A 19,261-nucleotide genomic window follows, 5' to 3' on the forward strand; every position below is an offset into this window, starting at 1 on the left:
GGTTTCGATCCGGGCGCACGATTGCGAGCGTCACCGGCCCTGCCGGAGGGCGGCAGCGGTCTGCTGCCAGGTGGCGGGAGACAGGATCGACCCGCCGATCCGGCCCGGAGTGGCGCGGTCCCGGCGCGGCCGGAGGATGAGCGGCGGCGTGAGTTCCTCGCCGTCGTGAGGGGCGCCGGCGTGCGCGGCGTGCGTTGCCTGGTCGAGCTCGCGCGCGAAGTCGGCCGCGGGGTGGTGCCCTCGACGTCCGGGAAGGGTGGCGGCCAGGGCGGCGGTGAGGGGCGCCGGGAGGGGCGCCGCGGCATCCGTCGGCGCCTGACCGTCGTGCAGCACGCTGACCGACTGCTCGGTCACGCCAAGCACGAACCGGCGGCCCTCGATGTCGACGACGACGACGGATGCCTTCTGGCCGACGCCCTGCCGGCCCACCACGGTGACCAGGTTCGGGGTGCGGCCACCGAGGGTGCCCTTCGTCAGCTTGCGCTGGAGCACCCAGAGCAGCCCCAGCACGGCGGCCAGGGACAGCGCCACCCGGAGCGCGACCAGGATGGTGTCCACCTAGGTCAGGCTTTCGGCCACATCGAGGATCTGGGTGATCCGCACCGCGTAGTCCTGGTCCACGACCACGATCTCGCCGTGCGCGATCAGCCGGCCGTTGAGCAGGATGTCCGCGGGAGCCCCGGCGGACCGGTCGAGTTCGATGACGGCGCCCGGTTCGAGCGAGAGCACGTCGCGCACCGACATGCGGGTACGCCCGATTTCCACGGTCAACGCCATCTGCACGCTGTTGATCCGGCCGAGCTTGCCGGACACGGACTGGTTGGACCTGGCCGCACCGGTGGAGACGCCGTTGTCACGCAGTCGCACGGCGAACCAGCCGGTGATCTGGCCGTCGCCGGTCAGCTCGAAGACGCTGGTGGCGGGATCCGCGAACAGGGCCGTGGCGTCGTCGGACCGGGTGTCCCCCAGGACCCCGATCCCGAAGACGCCGGACGCGCTCTCCAACGCCGGGCGCAGGACGTCCTGACGGGAGATCAGCGAGGAATCGAGGCCCGACGCGGAGTCGAGCGCGGCCGGGTCCGCAAGCACGACGGCGAGATCCGCGGAGGTGACGCCGACGAAGGAGGCGACCGCGGCGGTGCCGAGCCGGCCGGCGAGAGCGGCACCGGAGCAGGGCTCGGCCCGGAGCCGCGTCACGGTGGGGAGCACGTCCAGCAGGGCCTCGACGGCCGCCGTCTGCACGGCGATGGGGATGACGGTCATGGGGTGGACTCCTCGGTGTCGATGACGATGCAGGCCAGCCGGGAGCCGTTGGAACCGACGGCGGCGCGGGCGAGCGTGTGGCCGTCGACGACCACGTCGAGCGGGCGGTGCTGGGGGTGCGGGAGGGGCAGCACATCATTCACGGCGAGACCCAGCACGACGCTGGGCAGAACCAGCGCGGGCGTCAGCTGCAAGGAGACATCCACCGGGACCTGGGCCAGCTGGGCGCGCAGCAGGTCGGCCGGATCGGCACTTCCGGCCTCCGGAGCCGACTCGACGAGTTGAGGCAACAGTGCCTCCGCCGGAAGGGCGACCGTGGCGGCGCAGGACGCGTCGCCGATGCGCATCGTGAAGCTGGCGACGATCATCAGGTCGGCGGTGGCTGCGGCCTGGGCGAACTGGGAGTTGTACTGGATGCCGCCGACGGTGATCGTGTGCACGAGCAGGGAACCCAGCGAGTACCGCAGGTCCTCGAGGGCGTCGTCCATGAGCCGGCGCACCAGGGCCAGCTCGATCTGGGTGAACGCCCGTTCCGGCGGCATGGTGACCGCGGTTCCGCCCAACATGTGGCTCACCCAGGACAGGGCCGCGGAGGTCGGGAACTGCACGACGGCTTTCGCGGAGATGCCACTCACCGGGCAGAGCACCATGGCGGTCGTGGCAGGCAGCGACGACGCGTATTCGTCGTAGGTGCGCATGAGCACGTGGTCGCATTTTACCTGGGACATGACGCGCACCTTGGCGGTGAGCTGGGTGCCCCACTGGCGCGCGAAGGTTTCGAAGGCGAGTTCGAGCACCCGGGAGTGCTCGCGTGCGAGCGTTGTCGGGCGACGAAAGTCGTACACCTCGACCGTGCGCTTCGCCGAAGCGGGCACACCAATCACTGCTTGTTCCTGGACCGTCACGGTGAGGACTATCGGTCAGGGAAAACGGATGGTTAGCAGCTCAGTGTGCTTTTTCCGCGTCTTTGTCGACTTCGGTTCCCGCGGTCTTCGTGGTTTTCGCCTTCTTCGTGGTTCCCACGGTTTCCGTGGTTCCCGTGTCTGCAGCAGGTTCCGTGCCGACGACGGTGAAACCCGAGACGATGTCGGGGATCAGCGTGCGCACCGCCTCCGGCTGGCTGGAGAGGAGCACCACGTCGACCCGTCGGTTCTGCGCCTGGGCCGCCAGATCGGCGCCCTCCGCGGCCGGCCGGGCCGAGCCGTAGCCGACGGCGGAGATCCGTTCCTGACCCACGCCGCCGAACTCGACCAGGCGGCGGAGCACGGCGGTCGCCCGGCCGGCGGACAGCTCCCAGTCGGTGGGGTAGTTGGTGGTGACGCCGTGCCGGTCGGCGTGGCCCTCCACTTTGACCTCGCGGGTGTTGGCGGAGAGGATCGGCGCCACCGCGTCGAGGACCTGCACGGCCTGGCGGCTCAGGTTGGCGAGGTTGGGTTCGAAAAACGCCTCGGAGCCGATCAGTCCGATGACCAGACCGCGCTCGTCAATGGTGAACTGCACCTCCTGGGCCACGCCCTGGGCATCCACTGCGGCCTGCAGGGCGTCCTTTACCGCGGTGAGGTCCGTGACCTCTGCCGCCGCGAGGTCGATGTCGGTGAACCCGGTCACCTCGGACTGGGCGACCTTGTCCGTGGTCACGACCACACCCTTGGCCGTGTCGACCTTGCCGACGTCGGTGGCCCCGAACCCGGTCGCGAGCGAGTTCTTCAGCTGCAGGAACTTCTCCTGGTCGACGGAGGACATCGCGAACAGCACGATGAACATGCACATCAGCACGGTGACCATGTCCATGTACGACGCCATCCACCGCTCGTCGACGTGTTCGACGTGCTCCTCCTCGAGGCCCCGCCGGCGGCTCCGCCCGCGGCCGTGCCCGCTCATGCGGCCTTCGGCAGAGACGTGTCCGCCTTGTCCGCCTTGGGGCCCTTGCCGGGTTTGCCCGGTTTGCCCGCTTTGCCTGGTTTGCCTGCCCTGGCGGAGGCCGGCGCGGGCACCATGGCGCGCAGTCTCTCGCCGAGGAGCCGAGGCTGACTGCCTGCCTGCACGGCCAGCGCACCCTCCAGGAGCAGGGTCATCCGTTCGACTTCGATGTCGCTGAGGCGCTTGAGCCGGCTGCCGATCGGCAGCCAGAGGAAGTTGGCCGTGAGCAGGCCCCACAGGGTCGCGACGAACGCGGCCGCGATCATCGGGCCGAGGGTGGACGGGGTGTCGAGGTTCTCGAGCACGTGCGTGAGCGAGACGACGGTTCCGATGATGCCGACCGTGGGCGCGTAGCCGCCGAGGCTGGTGAAGAACTTGGCAGCGTTGCGGCTCTCCTTGGTGGCGGTCGCGAGCTCGTCTTCCAGCAGGATGCGCAGCTCATCGCCGTCGGTACCGTCGGCGATGTTCTGCAGGGCGCCACGCAGGAACGGGTCGGCGACGTTATCAGCCTCCTGCTCGAGGGCGAGCAGACCGGAACTGCGGGCCTTCTCGGCGAGGCCGACCACCTGGTCGATGACCTGCTGCGGCGGGGTGGTCTTGCCGATGAAGGCTGCGGGCACGGCTTTGAACGCCGAAATTGCGTCCCTGATCGTGCCGCCGGCGATGCCGACAGCGATGGTGGCGCCGAAGACGAGAATCATCGGTGCCGGCAGAAGGATCGAGTGCAAGCTGCTGCCCTCGAGGGTGATCATGGCGAAGAGTGAGCCGAAGGCGATGGCGATGCCGACCAGGGTTGCCGGATCCATCAGAGCCTCCGCGGGCGGGCGGGAACCGTGCTGCCCGGTTCGATGATTTCCTCGATCAAGTGCGGCCCCTCGACGATTTCGAGCGAACGGATGCCCGGCCGATAGTCGGCGTCCGACGTCAGGTAGGCCAGCGAGATCACATGGGCCCGGAACCGGGCGATCTTCTCGATGACGTCGTCGAGGGTCTCCGTGACGATGAACTTGGCGCCGTCGACCATGACCAGGGTCGTGTCGGGGCTCGCGTGGATGCGCTCGATCAGGTCCGGGTTGATCGCGAACTGGCTGTTGTTCAGCCGCGTCACAACGATCATGGTGTCCACCCTGGGTTCAGAACGGTTCCAGCAACCGTTACGCCTCACTGTCGGCCGCCCGCCCGGGCGCGTTAGCTGCCGGCCGCATCGAGCCCATGACCTGACCTGGAAAGCCGGACGACCACATCCGTCGCGGCGCGCGCAGGTGTGGCTTTCCTGACCGTCGTAGTGCACGCGCGGCCTCCGCCTCGAACGAATTCGACGCAGATTGTAGCCACAACGCTGCGAAACCCTGAATATCGCGCTCCACCCCGAAAATCTCCGTCGAATGGGTTCGGGTCGAACGGAACGGGAGGTCGATGTCCGAACCGCACGAGCATTGCGGTACATCCGTCGCCGATTGTGGCCAACTCAGGAGATCCGTCTGGCCGAGCCGGAAATCCGGTCTGCTTCCGCACAGGTCCGCGGCGGACGGTCAACCCGGCCGCCGGATGTCCTGAGTTGACCGCACGCACGGGCTCCGCCGGGACGGCACCGACGGAGGAGTGCGGAGAGCCAGAATCTCCGTCGAATTGGTTACGCCGCGCGCACCAGGATCTCGCCGGGCGCGGCCGTTTCGCTGCCGAAAATCAGGTGCCGGGTGGCGATCTTGTCGGTGAAGAACCGGTCGTGGCTGACCACCACCACGGCCCCCGGAAAGTGGATGAGGGCGCGCTCCATCACCTGGGTGCTGGCCATGTCGAGGTGGTTCGTCGGTTCGTCGAGCAGGAGCACGGCGGCCCCGGACAGCAAGCACTGTGCCATGGCGACGCGGGCCCGCTGCCCGCCGGAGAGGTTGCCGATCTTCTGCTTGAGGTCGGCCTCGGAGAATTGAAACATCGCGAGGAACCGGTTGACCGACTTGCGGGTCGCTGTGAAGGCGAGACTGCCCGGCATCGCGTTCACGGAGTGGCTGACGGTGTCATCGTCGTCAAGGCCGTCGAGCACCTGGTTGTAGGAGACCACGGCGGCGCCGGAGGCCCAGGCCATCTCGCCGGAATCGGCCTTCTCCTCCCCCGCCAGTACCCGGAGCAGGGTGGTCTTGCCGCTGCCGTTGGAGCCCAGGACCACGATGCGGTTGCCGCGCCGGATCTCGAAGGTGAGATCGGTGAACAGCGCCTTCTCGCCGTAGGACTTGCTGAGTGACTCGATGCGGCAGAGTGAGTCCTTCACATGCAGCCCACCGTAGATCTCGGTGATGATCGTGTCGACGGGCCGCGGGCTGCGGGTCTTCTTGATGTGCGCGAGTTGGCTGTCGAGGGTGCGGCTGGCAGCCTTTGCGGCCTCGCGGCGGTCGCTGATCCCCTCCGCCTCGAAAGCGAGCAGTTCCGACTCGTGCAGGAACTGCTGCTCGAGGGTTTTCAGGCGAAACTGCTTCTGCACCACGTAGTCGCCGAAGTTGCCGGGGTACTCGTGCAGGTGGTAGTTCTCGACCTCGATGATGCGGGTGACGACTCCGTCAAGGAACCGGCGGTCGTGCGAGACGATGATGGCCGCACCGCGGAATGAGCGGAACCAGGCCTCGAGCCACTCGACGCCGGCGACGTCCAGGTAGTTGGTTGGTTCGTCCAGGAGCAGCACGTCGGGCCGCTCGAGCAGGATCTTCGCCAGCGCCGCCCGGTTGCGCCAACCGCCAGACAACAAATCGATGGCGCAGACGCGGTGGGCCTCGTCGAACCCGAGGGTGGTCAGCGCGGCATCGATACGCCGCGGGTAGTCCCAACCATCGAGGCGGTCCATGTCTTCGAACAGCGCCGCCTGGCGGTGGATCAGCCGGTCGAGTTCGGCGCTCTGCGCGGAATCCGCCGCGATCTGGGCGTCGATCGACGCGAGCTCGGCCTCGAGGGCCTTGATCGGGGCGAACAGGCCGTCGAGCACCTCGGTGATCGTGGAATCGCCGTTCAGTTCGGAGAACTGGGAGAAATAGCCCACCCGGGTGCCGGCCTCGAGGGTGACGGTGCCGGCATCCGCGCTCACCTGGCCGAGGACCAGCTTGAGAATCGTCGACTTACCTGACCCGTTGCGGCCGATCAGTCCCACCCGGTCGCCTGGTTCCAGTCGGAAGAAGGTCTCACGCAGAATCTGGGTGTTCTCGAAACGGATGCTGACGTCGTTCAGCCTGATCAGGCTCACTGTGGCCGTCCTCTCGGGTTCGGTTCAGCCCCCGGGCGAGGCGGACGGCCAACTTTACCGTGTCGGACAGGCGGTTCAGGGCGTGTGGTCGTCACCCATGGCGGATGCGCCCTTGTGGTCGTCCATGCGACCGAACGTGGTCTCGAGCACGCTGGCCAGCTTGTGCAGCGCACCGCTGACGGCCCCGGCCATCGTGGCGGAATGGTCGGTTGCCGCGAGGGGGTTACCCCCGGCGGGACGCACCTCGAGCAGGCAACGGATGTCGTCGGTCGTCGCCCTGCCTGCGCTCTCGTCGCTGAGGTGGACCTCGACCCGCGTCAACCGGGAGCTGAATCGGGCGAGAACAGTTTCGACCGAGGACTCCACCTCCGCCACGACTGCGTCCGTACCCGCGATGTTGTTGTCGGTGTTGACCAGGATTTGCATCTTTGCTCCTCAGTTGAAACGTCGGTCACTCCAGTATGGCGCGCAAAAATGTGCGGCCTGACGCCCCGCCGACGCTGCTTATCGGCGTAGGTGCTACCGCTTCAGGTTGGTGAGCTCCTGAAGCACCTCGTCGGAGGTGGTGATGATGCGCGCATTCGCCTGGAAGCCGCGCTGGGCGACGATCAGGTTGGTGAACTCCTGCGACAGGTCGACGTTGGACATTTCGAGGGTGCCGCCGCTGAGCGAGCCGAGGCCGCCGTCACCGGGGGCGCCGAGAGCCGCCTGGCCCGAGTTGAAGGTGGCGCGGTAGGCCGAGGAACCGGACTTCTCGAGGCCGCCCGGGTTGGTGAAGGTGGCCAGGGCGATGCGGGCGATGGCTGTCTGGCTGCCGTTGCTGAACAGGCCCACCAGGGTTCCGTCCTTGCCGAGGGTGAAGGACTGGAGGGAACCCGCCGTGGAACCGTCCTGGCTGCTGATCGTGGCCGTGCTCAGGCCCGCCTGCCCGGTCAGGGCGGTCAGATTCACTGTGACGTCGTTCACGATGAACGGACCGGTTGGCGTGAGCACACCTTCTGCGTCGAGGGTCAAGGCCGCGGAGCCGGTACCCACCGCGTCGGTGCCGCTCGCGGTCCAGCCGGTGGTCGTACGCGTGAAGGTGACCGACAGGGTACGGGCGGCACCCAGCGCGTCGTAGACCTTGACGTCGCGCACGATGTCGGAGCCTGCCGCCGCATCCGCCGGCAGGTTTCCGACCATGGTGACGCCACCGGTTGCCTTCGCCGGGATCATGGCCTGCAGCGGCAGGGTGATGTTGCCCACCGGGCCACCCTCGTTGATCTGCCCGTTGGCGCCGTTCCAGCCCTGCACGATCGCACCGTCCGGGGAGACCAGGCGACCCTCGGCGTCGAAGTCGAAGGCTCCCGCACGGCTGTAGAGCGTCTCGCCAGCCAGTTGGGTGACGAAGAACCCGTCGCCGGAGATCGCCATGTCGGTGGCCCGCCCGGTGGACTGCGCGGAGCCCTGGGAGAAGTTCGTGGCGATCCCGGCCACCTGCACGCCGAGCCCGACCTGGGCCGGGTTCGTGCCGCCCACCTGCTCCTGGGGGCCGCCCGCACCCTGCTTCAGCTGCGAAAGGGTGTCCTGGAACTGTACGGCCGACGCCTTGAACGCGGTGGTGTTGACGTTGGCGATGTTGTTGCCGGTGACGTCGAGCATGGTCTGGTGCGAGCGGAGGCCGGAGATGCCGGAGTACAGGGAGCGAAGCATGGGGTGCTGCCTTTCGGTGGGAAACGAGAACGAGAACGGATGTGAGGTGCGGGTCAGGCGGAGAGGCCGGGGGTGGTGCCGGCGGCGCTCGCGCCCGAGGTGACGCCGGTCACCAGGTCGAGGGCGACGAGGGTCCCGTCGACGGTGACCTGGGGAACGGCCCCGGCGTAGGAGACGCTCGAGGCGGTACCGGTGCCCACGGTGCCGTCGGCCCGCGTGAAGGTGACGTCCTGTCCGACCAGGGCCGCTGCGGCAACGCGCATCTGCAGGGAGAAGTTCTCGTCGGCGGTCGTTGAGAGCGCCGCGAGCTTCTCCATCATGGCCAGCTGCGTGGTCTGAGAGATCATCTGGTTGGTGTCCATGGGCGAACTGGGATCCTGGTTACGCAGCTGGGTGACCAGCAACGACATGAACGCCTCGGAATCCAGGGTCTGTTTCGGGGCGCGCACGGGGGCGGTCGAGTACATCCCGGCCGGGGCGGCTACTGCCAACGCGTCGATGGTCAAAGGGTCTCTCTTCTGGGATGGTGGGGTCTGTGTCGGTGGGGTCTGGAGTGGTAGCAGGTCAGGCGAGAACGTCGATGGTGGTGTGTGAGCCGGCGGCGCGCAGGGAAGACAGTCTGAGGTCGGCGGCACGGTCGGCGGCACGGCCGGCCGCACGGTCGCCTCGGGTCGCCCTGTCGTCTTCGGCCGGCCGCTCCTGGCGGGCGTCGGGTCCGCCCTGTCGGGAGGCCGAGGGGTCCGAGGCGCGGGCGTCGGCCGACAGGGTGAGCTGGGCGTTCAGCCCGCCCCCCGACAGGTCCCGGCGCAGGTCGGGCAGGATGGTCCGGAGCGCCTCTCGGGCCAGGTCCGTGGGCGCGAACAGCTCGACCCGGATGTGCTCCCCACGCACGTGGGCCCGCACGGTGACCGGGCCCAGATTGTCGGGTCTCACGCTGATGGTCATCACGTGCTCGCCGTTGGCGGCGCCCACCAGGGTGAACAGGGGTCGGGACACCTGGCCGGCCAGTGGCGCGGGCGGTGCTGCCGGAGCCGGGGCGCCGGGCGGCACAGGGGGGGCGGCGGCCGGGGTTGCCGCCGTGGCCGTGGTGCCGGGAGGCACGAGCAAGGCGGTGGGCGCCGGGGCTTCGGCCTGGTTCGGGTTCACGGTGGCCGCACGGTCACCGGCGCCGGATGTCCCTGCGACCGCGCCGAGGCCGGTGGGCGCCGTGAGGCCCGTGGGCGCCGTGCCGGCGACGGTCGCTCCGGCGGAAGATGCCGTCCCGGCGGCCGGTGGCACCGGCATCGGGGCAGCGAGAGCCTCGGCCGGAAGCGCACTCCCGCCAGCGGCGTTCGCTGCGGTGAACGTGTCGGAGTCTGCGGCGGACGTCTCCGTGGAGTCGGCTTCGGAGTCGGAGTCGGAGTCGGTGGCAGCAATGGTGGAAGCGGCGGCGGCAGTGGCGGCGGTCGGGATGGTCACGGCCTCGGTCCCGACGGAGTCGGCGAGGGCAGCACTGTCGGCTCCGGTGGCTTTCGCCCCGGTGGCTGTCGCACCGGTCGGCAGTGGCGGGAGGCTGATTCCGGCGGGAGGCAGGATAGCACTCGGCTGCTGGTGCTCCGGGGCCGGCGCCGCGCCGCTCAGGGCGTCCCTCAGATCAGTGGCCGGTCCGGGGACCGGTTCGGCGGTGCGCTCCGAGGTCGGCTCGGGAACCCGGGACGAGGTTGGCGCGGATCCCGGCGGAGACGCGGTCGCGGAGGTGTGCGGAGGTGCGAGGGTGCCCTGCAGCACGGACGCGAACGAGCCGGCGCCCGGGCGGGCACCCAGCGGGCCACGCGATCCCGAGGGGGAGGCGGCGGACGAGGCGGATGAGGGCGCGGTGGATGAGGACGCGGATGCCAGCGCCCCGGTGTGGGGCGCCGGCGCCAGTCGGACGGACGTGGCGCTCATCGGGAGGCTCCGTTCATGAATGAGGCTAGTGCGGCGCTGAGCTGGCTGCCGGCGCCTGACGACGCAGAGGCCGTGCTTGAGGACGCCAGGCTCGCGGTGGCGGCCGGGGCATCCGGAATCACACGGCGGATGGTGTCGATCTCAGAGTCGTCCATGTAGGCCTCGACCAGAGAGACCGTGCGGCCCTCGTAGGGCGCGTGGATGACCTTGTTGTCGCCGGCGTAAATCAGGATGTGCTCGCCGCCGCCGGTGACGATCAGGTCACCGGGCTTGGCCTCGGCGAGGGAACCGACCTCGGTTCCGATCGTCATCTGGCCCGACACGAGGCGCGGCACGTCTATGCCCATTTCGGCATACACGGTCTGCACCAACCCGGAACAGTCCATGCCGCTGGCGTCTTCACCGCCGAAGACGTAGGGCACGCCTAGGTACTTCTTCGCGGCGTCGACCACGTCGGTGCCGGTGGCACCACCCGGGTTCGGTGCCACCGGGCGGACCGCGGCGGCGCCCGACGCCGACGCGAGGGCGTCGGCGAACGTGTTCGCCGAGGTGCTCGCGCCCGCACCGGCGGTGGTGCTGCCGGCTGCGGCGGTGGCCTGGGCCTTGTGGGCGTTCGCCCCGGCCGAGAGCTGTACGAGTGTCGCCTGGATCTCGCTGACCCGGCTCATCGCCGCGATCATGGTCATCGCGGGTCACCGCCCGCGCCCCGGTTGCGGTGCCAGCCGGTCGACGCAATCTCGTCGAGAATGGTCTGTTCGCGGTGCAGGTCATCGGCCGCGACCTGGGCTCCGTGCCGGCGCTCGAGCTTCTCCAACCGCACCGTATCGGCACGGGTCGCGTCGAAGGCGACCTGCGCCTCGCCGACGGCAACCTGGTAGTTGCGGGCGAGGGCCTCCATGTCGGCCAACATGCTGTGCGCCGAGGCGCGGGCGGAGGCGATCGCCGACAGCGTGTCAGCCCCGCTGGCCAGACTCGGCGTGTGCTGCAGGGTGGCCCTGGCCGCGGCCCGGCGAGCCGCGTTCGCCTGAACGACGGCGTTGGCCTGGGCCAGGTCGCCGGCGGCCTGGTCCTGCTGCAGGTGCCGCAGCCGGAGGAGCCCGGCCAAAGCGAATGTGCGTTTCATCAGAGGGCCCCCAGCGTTCGAGTCAGTGTCGTGAGTTGGTCCCAAGCGAGCGGGGCCGAGGTCTGGTCGTCCATGCGCTGCTGGAGGAACGCGTTGATGGCACCCTCGTTGTCGACGGCGGCGTCGACCAGCGGGTTCGTGCCCCGCCGGTACGCGCCGACGTCGAGCAGGTCCTGCGCGGTGCGGCGTGCGGCAAGCACCCGGCGCAACAGGCCGGCGACCTGGTTCTGCTCGGGGCTGTTGACCCGGGAGGCGACGCGGGAGATCGAGGAGAGAGCGTCGACAGCGGGGAAATGGCCGAGGACGGCTAGTTTGCGGTCGAGTACGACGTGTCCGTCGAGGATCGAGCGGGCGGCATCCGCAATCGGTTCATTGTGGTCGTCGCCGTCGACGAGCACCGTGTAGACGCCCGTGATCGAGCCGGTTTCGTCGGTGCCGGCCCGCTCGAGCAGGCGGGCGAGCAGGGAGAAGGTCGAGGGCGGATAACCACGGGTGGCGGGGGGTTCGCCGACCGAGAGGCCGATCTCGCGCTGGGCCATCGCCACCCGGGTGAGTGAATCCATCATCAGCATCACGTCGGCTCCGTCGTCACGGAACGACTCGGCGATCCGGGTGGCCAGGAAGGCGGCGCGCAGCCGCATCATGGCCGGTTCGTCGGAGGTGGACACGACCACTATCGAACGGGCGAGCCCCTCGGGGCCGAGGTCGTCTTCAAGGAATTCGCGCACCTCGCGGCCGCGCTCCCCCACCAGGGCGATGACCGAGACCTCCGCGTCGGTGCCGCGGGCGATCATCGAAAGCAGCGAGGACTTGCCGACGCCGGAGCCGGCGAACAGGCCCATCCGCTGCCCCTTCCCGACGGTGGTGAGGGTGTCGAGCACGCGCACACCCAATTGGAGCGGCGTCTGGATGCGGGAGCGGGCCATCGCGGAGGGGCTGTCGTGGTCGAGGCCGACGAACCGGGCACCGGAGATCGGACCCTTGCCGTCGATGGGCCGGCCGAGGCCGTCGATGACGCGCCCGAACAGGCCGGCGCCGGTGGGCACGAGGTGCGGGGTTCCGTCCGAGCGCACGGGCGCGCCAATCCGAATACCGGTCATCCGGCCCAGCGGCATGCACCGGATGCCGCCCTGCGTCGTGGCGACCACCTCGGCGTCGATCTCCCCACCGTCGCCGACCGTGACCAGATCGCCGATCGCGGAATTGAGCCCGCGCACCTCCAGACCGAGACCGACGATCGACGAGACGACGCCCACCCGCTGGGGCCGGGCGGCGTCGAGGGCGGAGCGGATCTTTCCCGCGCGCGGACGCCAGGCGGGGGCCTGCGCCAGGGTCACGACCGGGCTCCGGTGAGCGCGGCCTTCGCGCGGGTCAGCGCGGTGCCGATCCGGGCGTCGAGGAATCCATCGGGGAACTCGGCGATCGCGTCGCCGCGGGAGAGGTCGGCGTCGGCCGTGAAGTCCACGCCCGCATCCGCGCGGGTGATCAGGTCGATCAGAGCAAGGTCGGCGGGGTTCATCCGCACGGAGTGCGGGCGACCGGTCTCGCGTGTGCCGGTCGCTCCGGTCGCTCCGGTCGCGAGGGCGCGGGCCAGTGCGGCCCGCGCCGAGGCGTCGGCGTCGCCGAGTGAGTAGCCGAGGATCGCCTCGGCCAGTTCCAGCGCGGTCGCGACAAGGGTGTCCTCCGCCTCCTGGATCACCGGAACGGTGCGCTCGTGCAGCGCGACGGCGGCGGCACCCAGCAGGGCGACCGCCCGGTCGATCCGCGCCTGGCCGATGGCACCGGCGGCGGCCTGCTCGGCGTCGAGCCGCGCGATCCGGCCGTCCACCTCGGCGGCAGCCGCCCGGAGTCCCGCGGTGTAGCCGGCGGCGTGCCCCCGGGCCCGGGAGGCGTCGTCGCCGGCGTCCCGCTCGCCCTGCAGGCTGGGGAAGGTCACGGCGGAGAAGTTCGACCGGGCGGTCGCTGCGTCAAACAACATAGTCGTCCTCCTCGGCACGCTGCATGGTGATGCTCCCCTGCGCCTCGAGGTCGCGGATGGCCCGCACGATCGTGGCGCGCGCTTCCTCGACCTGCGACACCCGCACGGGCGCCATGGCTTTGACCTCGTCGTCGAGGATCTCCCGATTGCGCTCGGACAGGTTGGTGCGAATGATCGAGACGACAGCGTCCGCGGAGCCCTTCATGGCGATGGCGAGGATGCCCGCGTCGATGCCGCGGAGCACCTGCTGCACGTCTCGGTTTTCGAGTTTGACGATGTCGGCGAAGGTCAGCATCCGTGACCGGACCTCTTCGGCCAGGGCCGGATCGCGCGCATCGAGGGCTTCGAGAAGGGCGCGTTCGGTGGCCACATCGGCCCGATTGATGATCTCGACAAGCGGCTGGATGCCGCCGACGATCTCCACCGAGTCGCGGGAGGAGGCGACGGCGCCAACCCGGGCCTTGAGGGTCTCGGTGACCACGCGCACGGCCTCGGGGGTGGCCGTGCCCATGCCGGCGATACACTGCGCCACCTCCGCGCGCAGGTCGGCGTCGAGGCCGCCGAGAACGGCGGAGGCATGACCGGGGCGCAGGTGCGCGAGCACGAGCGCGATGGTCTGGGGCAGTTCGCCGTCAAGCAGGGTGAGGATCTGCAGCGGCTCGGCGGCGTCGAGAAACTCGAAGGCCTTGCCGGCCATCGACGAGGCCACCTTGACCATGACGCCGGCCGCTCGTTCCGCGCCGAAGGATGCCTCAAGCAGTCCGATCGCGTAGGCGTGACCGCCCCGCCAGGTGCGGGCACCCTTGACCGTGAGTTCGTGGAACTCCAGAACGGTGGTTTCGGTCACTTCCGGGTCGACCCGGCGCAACTGCACCATCTCCGCGGCGATATCGGCCGCCTCGGCCTCGGTGAACTGTTTCATCACTTCGGTTGCGCGCTGGTGCTCCATGCTCATCAACACCACGGCGACCTTCTGGGTGCCGGTCAGGGCCGGCTGGGCGTCGATCATGCGGGCTGCCGGTCATCCATCAGGCCGCGGAGGTATTCCGCGGTCTTCGCGGGGTCACGCTGAGCGAGTGCGTCGATCTCCACCCGCATCCGGTCGGAGGTCGGCGGCAGGTAGGCCACGGTCGGGGTGGGGTCGATCATGATCGGCGCGATCGGGGCACTCAGCGGGAACGGCATCTCCGGCGCGGACAGCGCGGGCCGGACCTCCATCATTTCGTCAAGTTCGATGGACTCGCGGCTCTGGCGGCGCGAACGACGCGCATAAAGGATGAGCCCCAGCACGAAAGTGATGACAATCCCCGCGGTGACGATGGCGATGCGCATGATCTCTGCGAACCGGTCGGCGGCGGCCGCGGCTTCGGCCGCCGCGAGGGCCGCGGCGGCATCCTCTGCCGCGCCGCCGTTGAAGCTGACGACCTCGACGGTGACCGCGTCGCCGCGCTGCGCGTCGATGCCGGCGGCCGAGGCAACCAGTGAGGTGACGTCGGCGACGTTGAGCTGGCCCACGACGTCGGCGTTCACGGCCACCGAGACCGTCTGCCGGTTGATCTCCCCCGCCGGGATGGTGCGGGTCTCGGTGACTTTGTTGACCGCGTTGTTCTTGGTGGTGTCCTCAGAGGTGAAGGTTCCATCGCCCTCGGTGCCCGCCGGGACGGCGATGTTGTCCGGGCCGAGGACGCCGGCCGCGGAGCCGCCGGATCCCGTGTACGACTCGGTTTTGACGGCCTCGTTGAGGGCCGGGGCATCCGTCGGGGTGGTGAACGATTCCTCGACCCGCTGGGCCGACTGGTAGCTCATGTCGGCGGCCACGACGACGGTGGCGTTGCCGGGCCCGACGACCTTGTCCAGCATGGCCTGCACGGCCCCCCGCACGCGGTCCTCGTAGGCGCCGGCCTGCTGGTCGGCGGATCCGGTCGCTCCCACGCCGACCGCCGAGAGCACGACACCCGTGGAGTCGATGACGGCCACGTCGGTGGGTGCCATCCCGGCGATGGAGGCCGAGGTGAGGTGCACGATGGACTGCACCTGGTCGGCGTTCAGGGTGCTACCGGTGGCCGTCTCCACGAAGACGGATGCCGTGGGGTCGCTCTGCTCCGACGCGAACACGGTCTCTTCGGGGATCGCCAGGCGCACTGAGGCGTTCTTGACGCCCTTCATGGCCTTGACGGTGTTGGCGAGTTCGCCCTCGAGCGCCCGCTTGTAGGTGACCGACTGCTGAAACTCGCTGGAGGTGACACCCATGGTGTCGAGCAGCCCGTAGCCGCCCGTGCTGGAGGACGGCAGGCCGGCCGCGGCGGCCTTGAGGCGCTCGTCGTAGACGTTCTGCTGCGGCACCAGGATCGTCGCGCCACCGTCGCTGAGCTCGTAGGCGACGCCGTCGGTGCGCAGCTGCTCGACGATGGTATTCGCGTCGGAACCGCTCAGCCCGGAGAACAGGGGCGTGAAGGCCGGCTTGGTGGCCCACATGCTCAGGGCGGCGATGCCGAGGGCAAGCACGGCGACGCCGATGATGGCGACCGTGCGCTGGGCGACGGAAAAGGACCGGATGCTCTGGCCGAGGCGTGCGAAGGCCGACGTGATCGGGCGCGGCATCAGGCCTGCATCCTCATGATCTCGTTGAACGCGTCGACACCCTTATTGCGCACGGCGGCCACGAGTTCGAGGGTGACCTGGGCGCGGGTCGAGGCCAGGGTGGCCGAGTGGATGTCGGTCAGGTTTCCGGTCACGGCCTGTACCGCAAGGCTGTTGGAGGTGGCCTGCAGCTGCTGCAGATTGTCGACGGCGCCGACCAGGGCGCTGCCGAAGGCCGAACCGTCGGTGCCCTGGCTCCCCGGAGTTCCCTGCACACCCTGCACACCCTGCATGCCCTGCACGCCGGTGAGGTATCCCGTGCCGGTCACGGACTGGATCGGGGTGATCGAACCGATGGTCATCAGGAGCGTCCAATCTGGAGTGCGGCTTCGTAGGTCGTCTTGGCACGGTCGACGACGGCGGCGTTGGCCTGGTAGCCGCGCTGCGCCATGATCAGCGCGCCCATCTGCTCGGCCATGTCGACGTCCGGGCGGCGCACGTAGCCGGCCTCGTCGGCGAGTGGGTTGCTCGGGTCGAAGGTCAGGATTCCCTCGGCGTCGCCGAGTGCCGTCCCGGCCGCATAGGCGCCGGTGGTGCCCTGGCCGGCCTGGGCGACGATGTAGCGCGCCTGGAAGGCGTCACCGTCGGTGGCGGTGACCGTGTTGGCGTTGGCGATGTTGTCCGCAACGGCGTCGAGCCATTTGCGGTGCAGGGTGAGACCGCTGCCGGCAATCCCGATGGCGTCCAGGGTCATCAGCTGGTCCGCATCGCGGAGCGCATGGCCGTGAACGGTCCGTTGACGGCCTGCGCCGCGAACTGGTACCGCAGCACGGTGTCGATGTTGGAGAGGGTCTCGGTGTCGAGGTTGACGTTGTTGCCGTCGAGGCGGGTGGGCTCGAGGGAGCTGGCGGTGGTGGCGACGGTGCTGCCGCTGCCGGCCTGCACAGACTGCGCCAGGGCATCCTCGAACGCCACACGCTTGGCGTGGTAGTTCGGCGTGTTCACGTTCGCGATGTTGTTCGCGATGGTGCGCTGGCGAAGGGCCAGCCCGTCCAGTGCGCTGGAGAGCGCCGTCATGGTCACGGATTCAAGCACGGATACCCGATTCGTCGGCAAAACGAGGGCGGCCGATCCGTGGCCTGTGGTCGAGCAATCCCTGCTCGCTCCTAGCTATCGGCCGGTGGCCGAGGCGCGTAAGGAGTTGTCGCGGAACTTCTTTCCTCACCTTTTCGAGCGGAACCCCGCAACTGTCGTCGAAACGGACAACTGTTGCCCGTGCGCGGGCAACAAATGTCCGCGCGGGCAACAGTTGGCCCGCATCGGCGGTAGCCGGCAACGGGCGCGAGGTGGGCGGGCAGTCAGCCGGCTATGTCGAGGTAGACGGCCTGATCGGTGTGCTGGGCCGAGATGATGGTGCGCACGGCGGCGAGGTGCACGCCGGCGGAGCGCCGGGCATCCTCGATCTCGCTGATCAGTTCGAGCTGGCCGGAGAGCAGGCGCCGGGCGCGCGTCTCGAGGTCGGCGGGCAACTGGCCCAGGTGTTCGGGCGCACGCCACTGCACGCCGGTGGAGAAGCGCTCCCCCGGGCCGGCCAGCACGGCGTCGCGGGCGCCCGAGCCGAGGCTCGACTCGAGCTGGTCGAGCACGTCCAGCCACTCCTGGCGGTCGCTGGCGGATTCGTGGGTGTCGAGCAGAACCCTAGGCAAGTCCGTACTCCCCACCGGCACGCGCCGCGCTCTGGGCCGGTAGCAGCTCGGCCGCTTCGTGCCAGGTCTGCCGCAGCGGCTCGAGCAGGGCGATGGCCTCCCGGGTGCGGGCGACATCCCGATGGATGTTGGCGCTCATCAACGCGTTGGACACGTAGGTGTAGAGGGCGAACAAACCCTCGCCGCCCTCCCAGGCATCGACGTTGAGCGAGGTCGACAGTTCGGAGACGATCGCCTGGGCGTGCAGGAGGTGCTCCGAGGCGACGGCCCAGTCCTCGATGTTCTGGGCGATCTCGGCGCGGCCGAGGTCGAGCAGCAACCGGTCGTAGAGCATCGTCAGCAGGCGCACCGGCGTGGCCGAGAGCACCGCTTCGCGGTTCAACTGTGCGCGCCGGGCCTGTGCCCCACCCATCATGCTCATAACAGCCATCATCATCCTGTGCTCGAGGTCGGGAGCCCGGCAACCTGGGCGCTCAGCCACGAGGACTGTGCTTTCAGGGCGCTGAGCTGGGTTTCCAGTGCGGTGTAGGTGCTCTGCAGGGTCGCCCGGCGGGTGGCCAGGCTGCGGTCCCAGTCGGCGATGCGGTCGCCGAGGTTCTTGACCGTGGACTGCTGACCGGTGATCTTCGCGGTGATCTGACCGTCGTATTTGTCCGAGGCCGATGACGCCGCTGCTGCGACGCGGGTCGCGATCTCTTGCACTGCTGCTTTGACGGTCACCGGGTCCTTGGCGAGGGCCGCGGCGAACTTGGCCGCGTCGAACTCCATGGTGCCGGATCGGGTGATGCTGATGCCGTACTCCGACGGCGAGTGCCCGTTGATCGGTGCCGAGGCGGCTGTGAGAATGCGCTGCTTCACGTCGCGCACGGTGCTGTCGCTGGTGAAGATGCCGGCCGACAACACGGCGGCCCCCGACGCGTTGGTGCTGTTGACGACCGCGGACTTGGTGGAGATCAGGGCGAAGACGCCGTTCAGGGAGCTGACCAGACCCGAGGCCAGGGAGCCGATCTGCGCGTCGTCACGTGCGACTGTGATGGTGACGGGGTCAACGGAGACGGCGGATACCGTGATCGCGACGCCGGGCAGCAGGTTCGCGAACGTGTTGGTGGCCGAGGTGATCGTCTGGGCTGCGGCGGTGCCGGCCCACAGGGTGACGCTGGCGTCCTGGGCGGTGCGGATGACGGCGGCACCCGCGGCGGCCAGCAGGTCGGGCGCGGTGTTCGCCGTGACCTCGGCGGCGGTGCCCTGATAGACCGTGAAGGCTTTGGCCGCACCGGAGTCATTCCCGGTGAACTGGAGCCGGTACTGGGCGACGCCGCCGGCATCCACGCCGGACGCGACCTTCGTGGCGGTAACCCCGGTGCCGGCGGCGTTGATGGCCGTGGCGACGGCGTCGAGAGAGGTCGAGCTGGCGGAGATCTCGGTCGTGACACCGCCGGAGACGATGGTCAGCACGGTCGGGTCGGCGGGCCAGGCGGTCATGGCCGCGGAGACGCCGACCTGGCTGCGAGCGAGGTCGGTGACGACGACGTCGAGTTGGCCGGCGCTGGCGTTGGCCGAGACCACCGTCGTGACGGTGGGCGAGGTACTGGTTGCCGAATAAAGGTCGAGGGCGGCCGGCTTCGCGGCCTTGCCTGCCAGATCGGCCAGGCCGGCGATCTGGGTGTTGAGGCCCTGCAGCGCCGAGATCAGGTTCTGCGACGAGGAGACTTTGGCCTTCAGCAGCGTCTGCGGAACGGCTTCGACCTGCATCAGGGAGTTGATCAGGGAGGTGGTGTCGAGCCCGGAGACGAGTCCGTCGATGGCGTTCGTCATGTCTTTCCCTCCTTACGTTTCTGCGATCA

The 19,261-nt window shown here is 69.3% G+C and carries 23 protein-coding genes; all 23 read right to left on the reverse strand.

From position 1 onward, the window contains the following. Positions 1 to 30: 30 nt before the first annotated feature. Complete coding sequence (locus E3O22_RS03510; protein WP_134395480.1) at positions 31 to 558, reverse strand: flagellar biosynthetic protein FliO; 528 nt, start codon at positions 556 to 558, stop codon at positions 31 to 33. Beyond that, entirely contained in the window at positions 559 to 1,263 is a 705-nt protein-coding gene (gene fliN / locus E3O22_RS03515) for a flagellar motor switch protein FliN (RefSeq protein WP_134395481.1), read from the reverse strand. Beyond that, positions 1,260 to 2,147: a flagellar motor switch protein FliM gene (locus E3O22_RS03520; RefSeq protein WP_134395482.1), complete on the reverse strand. Its 888-nt coding sequence runs from the start codon at positions 2,145 to 2,147 to the stop codon at positions 1,260 to 1,262. The genes fliN and E3O22_RS03520 overlap by 4 nt, the downstream gene beginning before the upstream one ends. A 61-nt stretch (positions 2,148 to 2,208) precedes the next feature. Further along, positions 2,209 to 3,144 (reverse strand): flagellar motor protein MotB, encoded by a 936-nt coding sequence (locus E3O22_RS03525; RefSeq protein WP_134395483.1) that lies wholly within the window; start codon positions 3,142 to 3,144, stop codon positions 2,209 to 2,211. Continuing rightward, on the reverse strand, positions 3,141 to 3,989 hold the full coding sequence (locus tag E3O22_RS03530; protein WP_134395484.1) for a motility protein A: 849 nt from the start codon (positions 3,987 to 3,989) through the stop codon (positions 3,141 to 3,143). Before E3O22_RS03530 ends, E3O22_RS03525 begins: the two co-directional genes overlap by 4 nt. Then, positions 3,989 to 4,300, reverse strand: coding sequence for a flagellar FlbD family protein (locus E3O22_RS03535; RefSeq protein WP_134395485.1), 312 nt, complete (start codon positions 4,298 to 4,300; stop codon positions 3,989 to 3,991). The genes E3O22_RS03530 and E3O22_RS03535 overlap by 1 nt, the downstream gene beginning before the upstream one ends. Positions 4,301 to 4,816: 516 nt before the next feature. Continuing rightward, positions 4,817 to 6,412, reverse strand: coding sequence for an ABC-F family ATP-binding cassette domain-containing protein (locus tag E3O22_RS03540; protein WP_134395486.1), 1,596 nt, complete (start codon positions 6,410 to 6,412; stop codon positions 4,817 to 4,819). 75 nt (positions 6,413 to 6,487) lie between these two features. Then, positions 6,488 to 6,838: an HPF/RaiA family ribosome-associated protein gene (locus tag E3O22_RS03545; RefSeq protein ID WP_134395487.1), complete on the reverse strand. Its 351-nt coding sequence runs from the start codon at positions 6,836 to 6,838 to the stop codon at positions 6,488 to 6,490. A 93-nt stretch (positions 6,839 to 6,931) separates the two neighbouring features. Next, the gene (locus E3O22_RS03550; protein WP_134395488.1) at positions 6,932 to 8,104 is read right to left on the reverse strand and encodes a flagellar hook protein FlgE; all 1,173 of its coding nucleotides are present in this window, start codon (positions 8,102 to 8,104) and stop codon (positions 6,932 to 6,934) included. Between the two features lie 53 nt (positions 8,105 to 8,157). Continuing rightward, positions 8,158 to 8,610, reverse strand: a complete 453-nt coding sequence (locus E3O22_RS03555; protein ID WP_370448426.1) for a flagellar hook assembly protein FlgD — start codon at positions 8,608 to 8,610, stop codon at positions 8,158 to 8,160. Positions 8,611 to 8,668: 58 nt separating this feature from the next. Beyond that, on the reverse strand, positions 8,669 to 10,030 hold the full coding sequence (locus E3O22_RS03560) for a flagellar hook-length control protein FliK (protein WP_134395489.1): 1,362 nt from the start codon (positions 10,028 to 10,030) through the stop codon (positions 8,669 to 8,671). After that, complete coding sequence (locus tag E3O22_RS03565) at positions 10,027 to 10,716, reverse strand: C40 family peptidase (RefSeq protein ID WP_134395490.1); 690 nt, start codon at positions 10,714 to 10,716, stop codon at positions 10,027 to 10,029. The genes E3O22_RS03560 and E3O22_RS03565 overlap by 4 nt, the downstream gene beginning before the upstream one ends. Next, entirely contained in the window at positions 10,713 to 11,153 is a 441-nt protein-coding gene (locus E3O22_RS03570; RefSeq protein ID WP_134395491.1) for a hypothetical protein, read from the reverse strand. Before E3O22_RS03570 ends, E3O22_RS03565 begins: the two co-directional genes overlap by 4 nt. Then, positions 11,153 to 12,490: a FliI/YscN family ATPase gene (locus E3O22_RS03575; RefSeq protein WP_370448427.1), complete on the reverse strand. Its 1,338-nt coding sequence runs from the start codon at positions 12,488 to 12,490 to the stop codon at positions 11,153 to 11,155. The genes E3O22_RS03570 and E3O22_RS03575 overlap by 1 nt, the downstream gene beginning before the upstream one ends. Beyond that, on the reverse strand, positions 12,487 to 13,131 hold the full coding sequence (locus E3O22_RS03580) for a FliH/SctL family protein (protein ID WP_134395492.1): 645 nt from the start codon (positions 13,129 to 13,131) through the stop codon (positions 12,487 to 12,489). The genes E3O22_RS03575 and E3O22_RS03580 overlap by 4 nt, the downstream gene beginning before the upstream one ends. Continuing rightward, entirely contained in the window at positions 13,121 to 14,140 is a 1,020-nt protein-coding gene (gene fliG, locus E3O22_RS03585; protein WP_134395493.1) for a flagellar motor switch protein FliG, read from the reverse strand. Before fliG ends, E3O22_RS03580 begins: the two co-directional genes overlap by 11 nt. Then, complete coding sequence (gene fliF / locus E3O22_RS03590; RefSeq protein ID WP_134395494.1) at positions 14,137 to 15,732, reverse strand: flagellar basal-body MS-ring/collar protein FliF; 1,596 nt, start codon at positions 15,730 to 15,732, stop codon at positions 14,137 to 14,139. Before fliF ends, fliG begins: the two co-directional genes overlap by 4 nt. Then, on the reverse strand, positions 15,732 to 16,073 hold the full coding sequence (gene fliE / locus E3O22_RS03595) for a flagellar hook-basal body complex protein FliE (RefSeq protein ID WP_174722037.1): 342 nt from the start codon (positions 16,071 to 16,073) through the stop codon (positions 15,732 to 15,734). Before fliE ends, fliF begins: the two co-directional genes overlap by 1 nt. Next, positions 16,073 to 16,465 carry a flagellar basal body rod protein FlgC gene (locus tag E3O22_RS03600; protein ID WP_104099363.1) on the reverse strand — a complete coding sequence of 131 codons (393 nt, stop codon included), beginning with the start codon at positions 16,463 to 16,465 and terminating at the stop codon, positions 16,073 to 16,075. The genes fliE and E3O22_RS03600 overlap by 1 nt, the downstream gene beginning before the upstream one ends. Then, positions 16,465 to 16,806 (reverse strand): flagellar basal body protein, encoded by a 342-nt coding sequence (locus E3O22_RS03605; protein WP_134395495.1) that lies wholly within the window; start codon positions 16,804 to 16,806, stop codon positions 16,465 to 16,467. The genes E3O22_RS03600 and E3O22_RS03605 overlap by 1 nt, the downstream gene beginning before the upstream one ends. 263 nt (positions 16,807 to 17,069) lie before the next feature. Further along, on the reverse strand, positions 17,070 to 17,417 hold the full coding sequence (locus E3O22_RS03610) for a hypothetical protein (RefSeq protein WP_134395496.1): 348 nt from the start codon (positions 17,415 to 17,417) through the stop codon (positions 17,070 to 17,072). Further along, positions 17,410 to 17,847 carry a flagellar export chaperone FliS gene (fliS, locus tag E3O22_RS03615; RefSeq protein WP_174722038.1) on the reverse strand — a complete coding sequence of 146 codons (438 nt, stop codon included), beginning with the start codon at positions 17,845 to 17,847 and terminating at the stop codon, positions 17,410 to 17,412. The genes E3O22_RS03610 and fliS overlap by 8 nt, the downstream gene beginning before the upstream one ends. A 2-nt stretch (positions 17,848 to 17,849) precedes the next feature. Further along, a complete protein-coding gene (gene fliD / locus E3O22_RS03620) occupies positions 17,850 to 19,232 on the reverse strand; it encodes a flagellar filament capping protein FliD (protein WP_134395497.1) in 1,383 nt (460 codons plus the stop codon). Positions 19,233 to 19,261 lie beyond the last annotated feature (29 nt).

Source organism: Cryobacterium sp. TMT2-18-2 (assembly GCF_004402245.1).
GTDB lineage: Bacteria > Actinomycetota > Actinomycetes > Actinomycetales > Microbacteriaceae > Cryobacterium > Cryobacterium sandaracinum.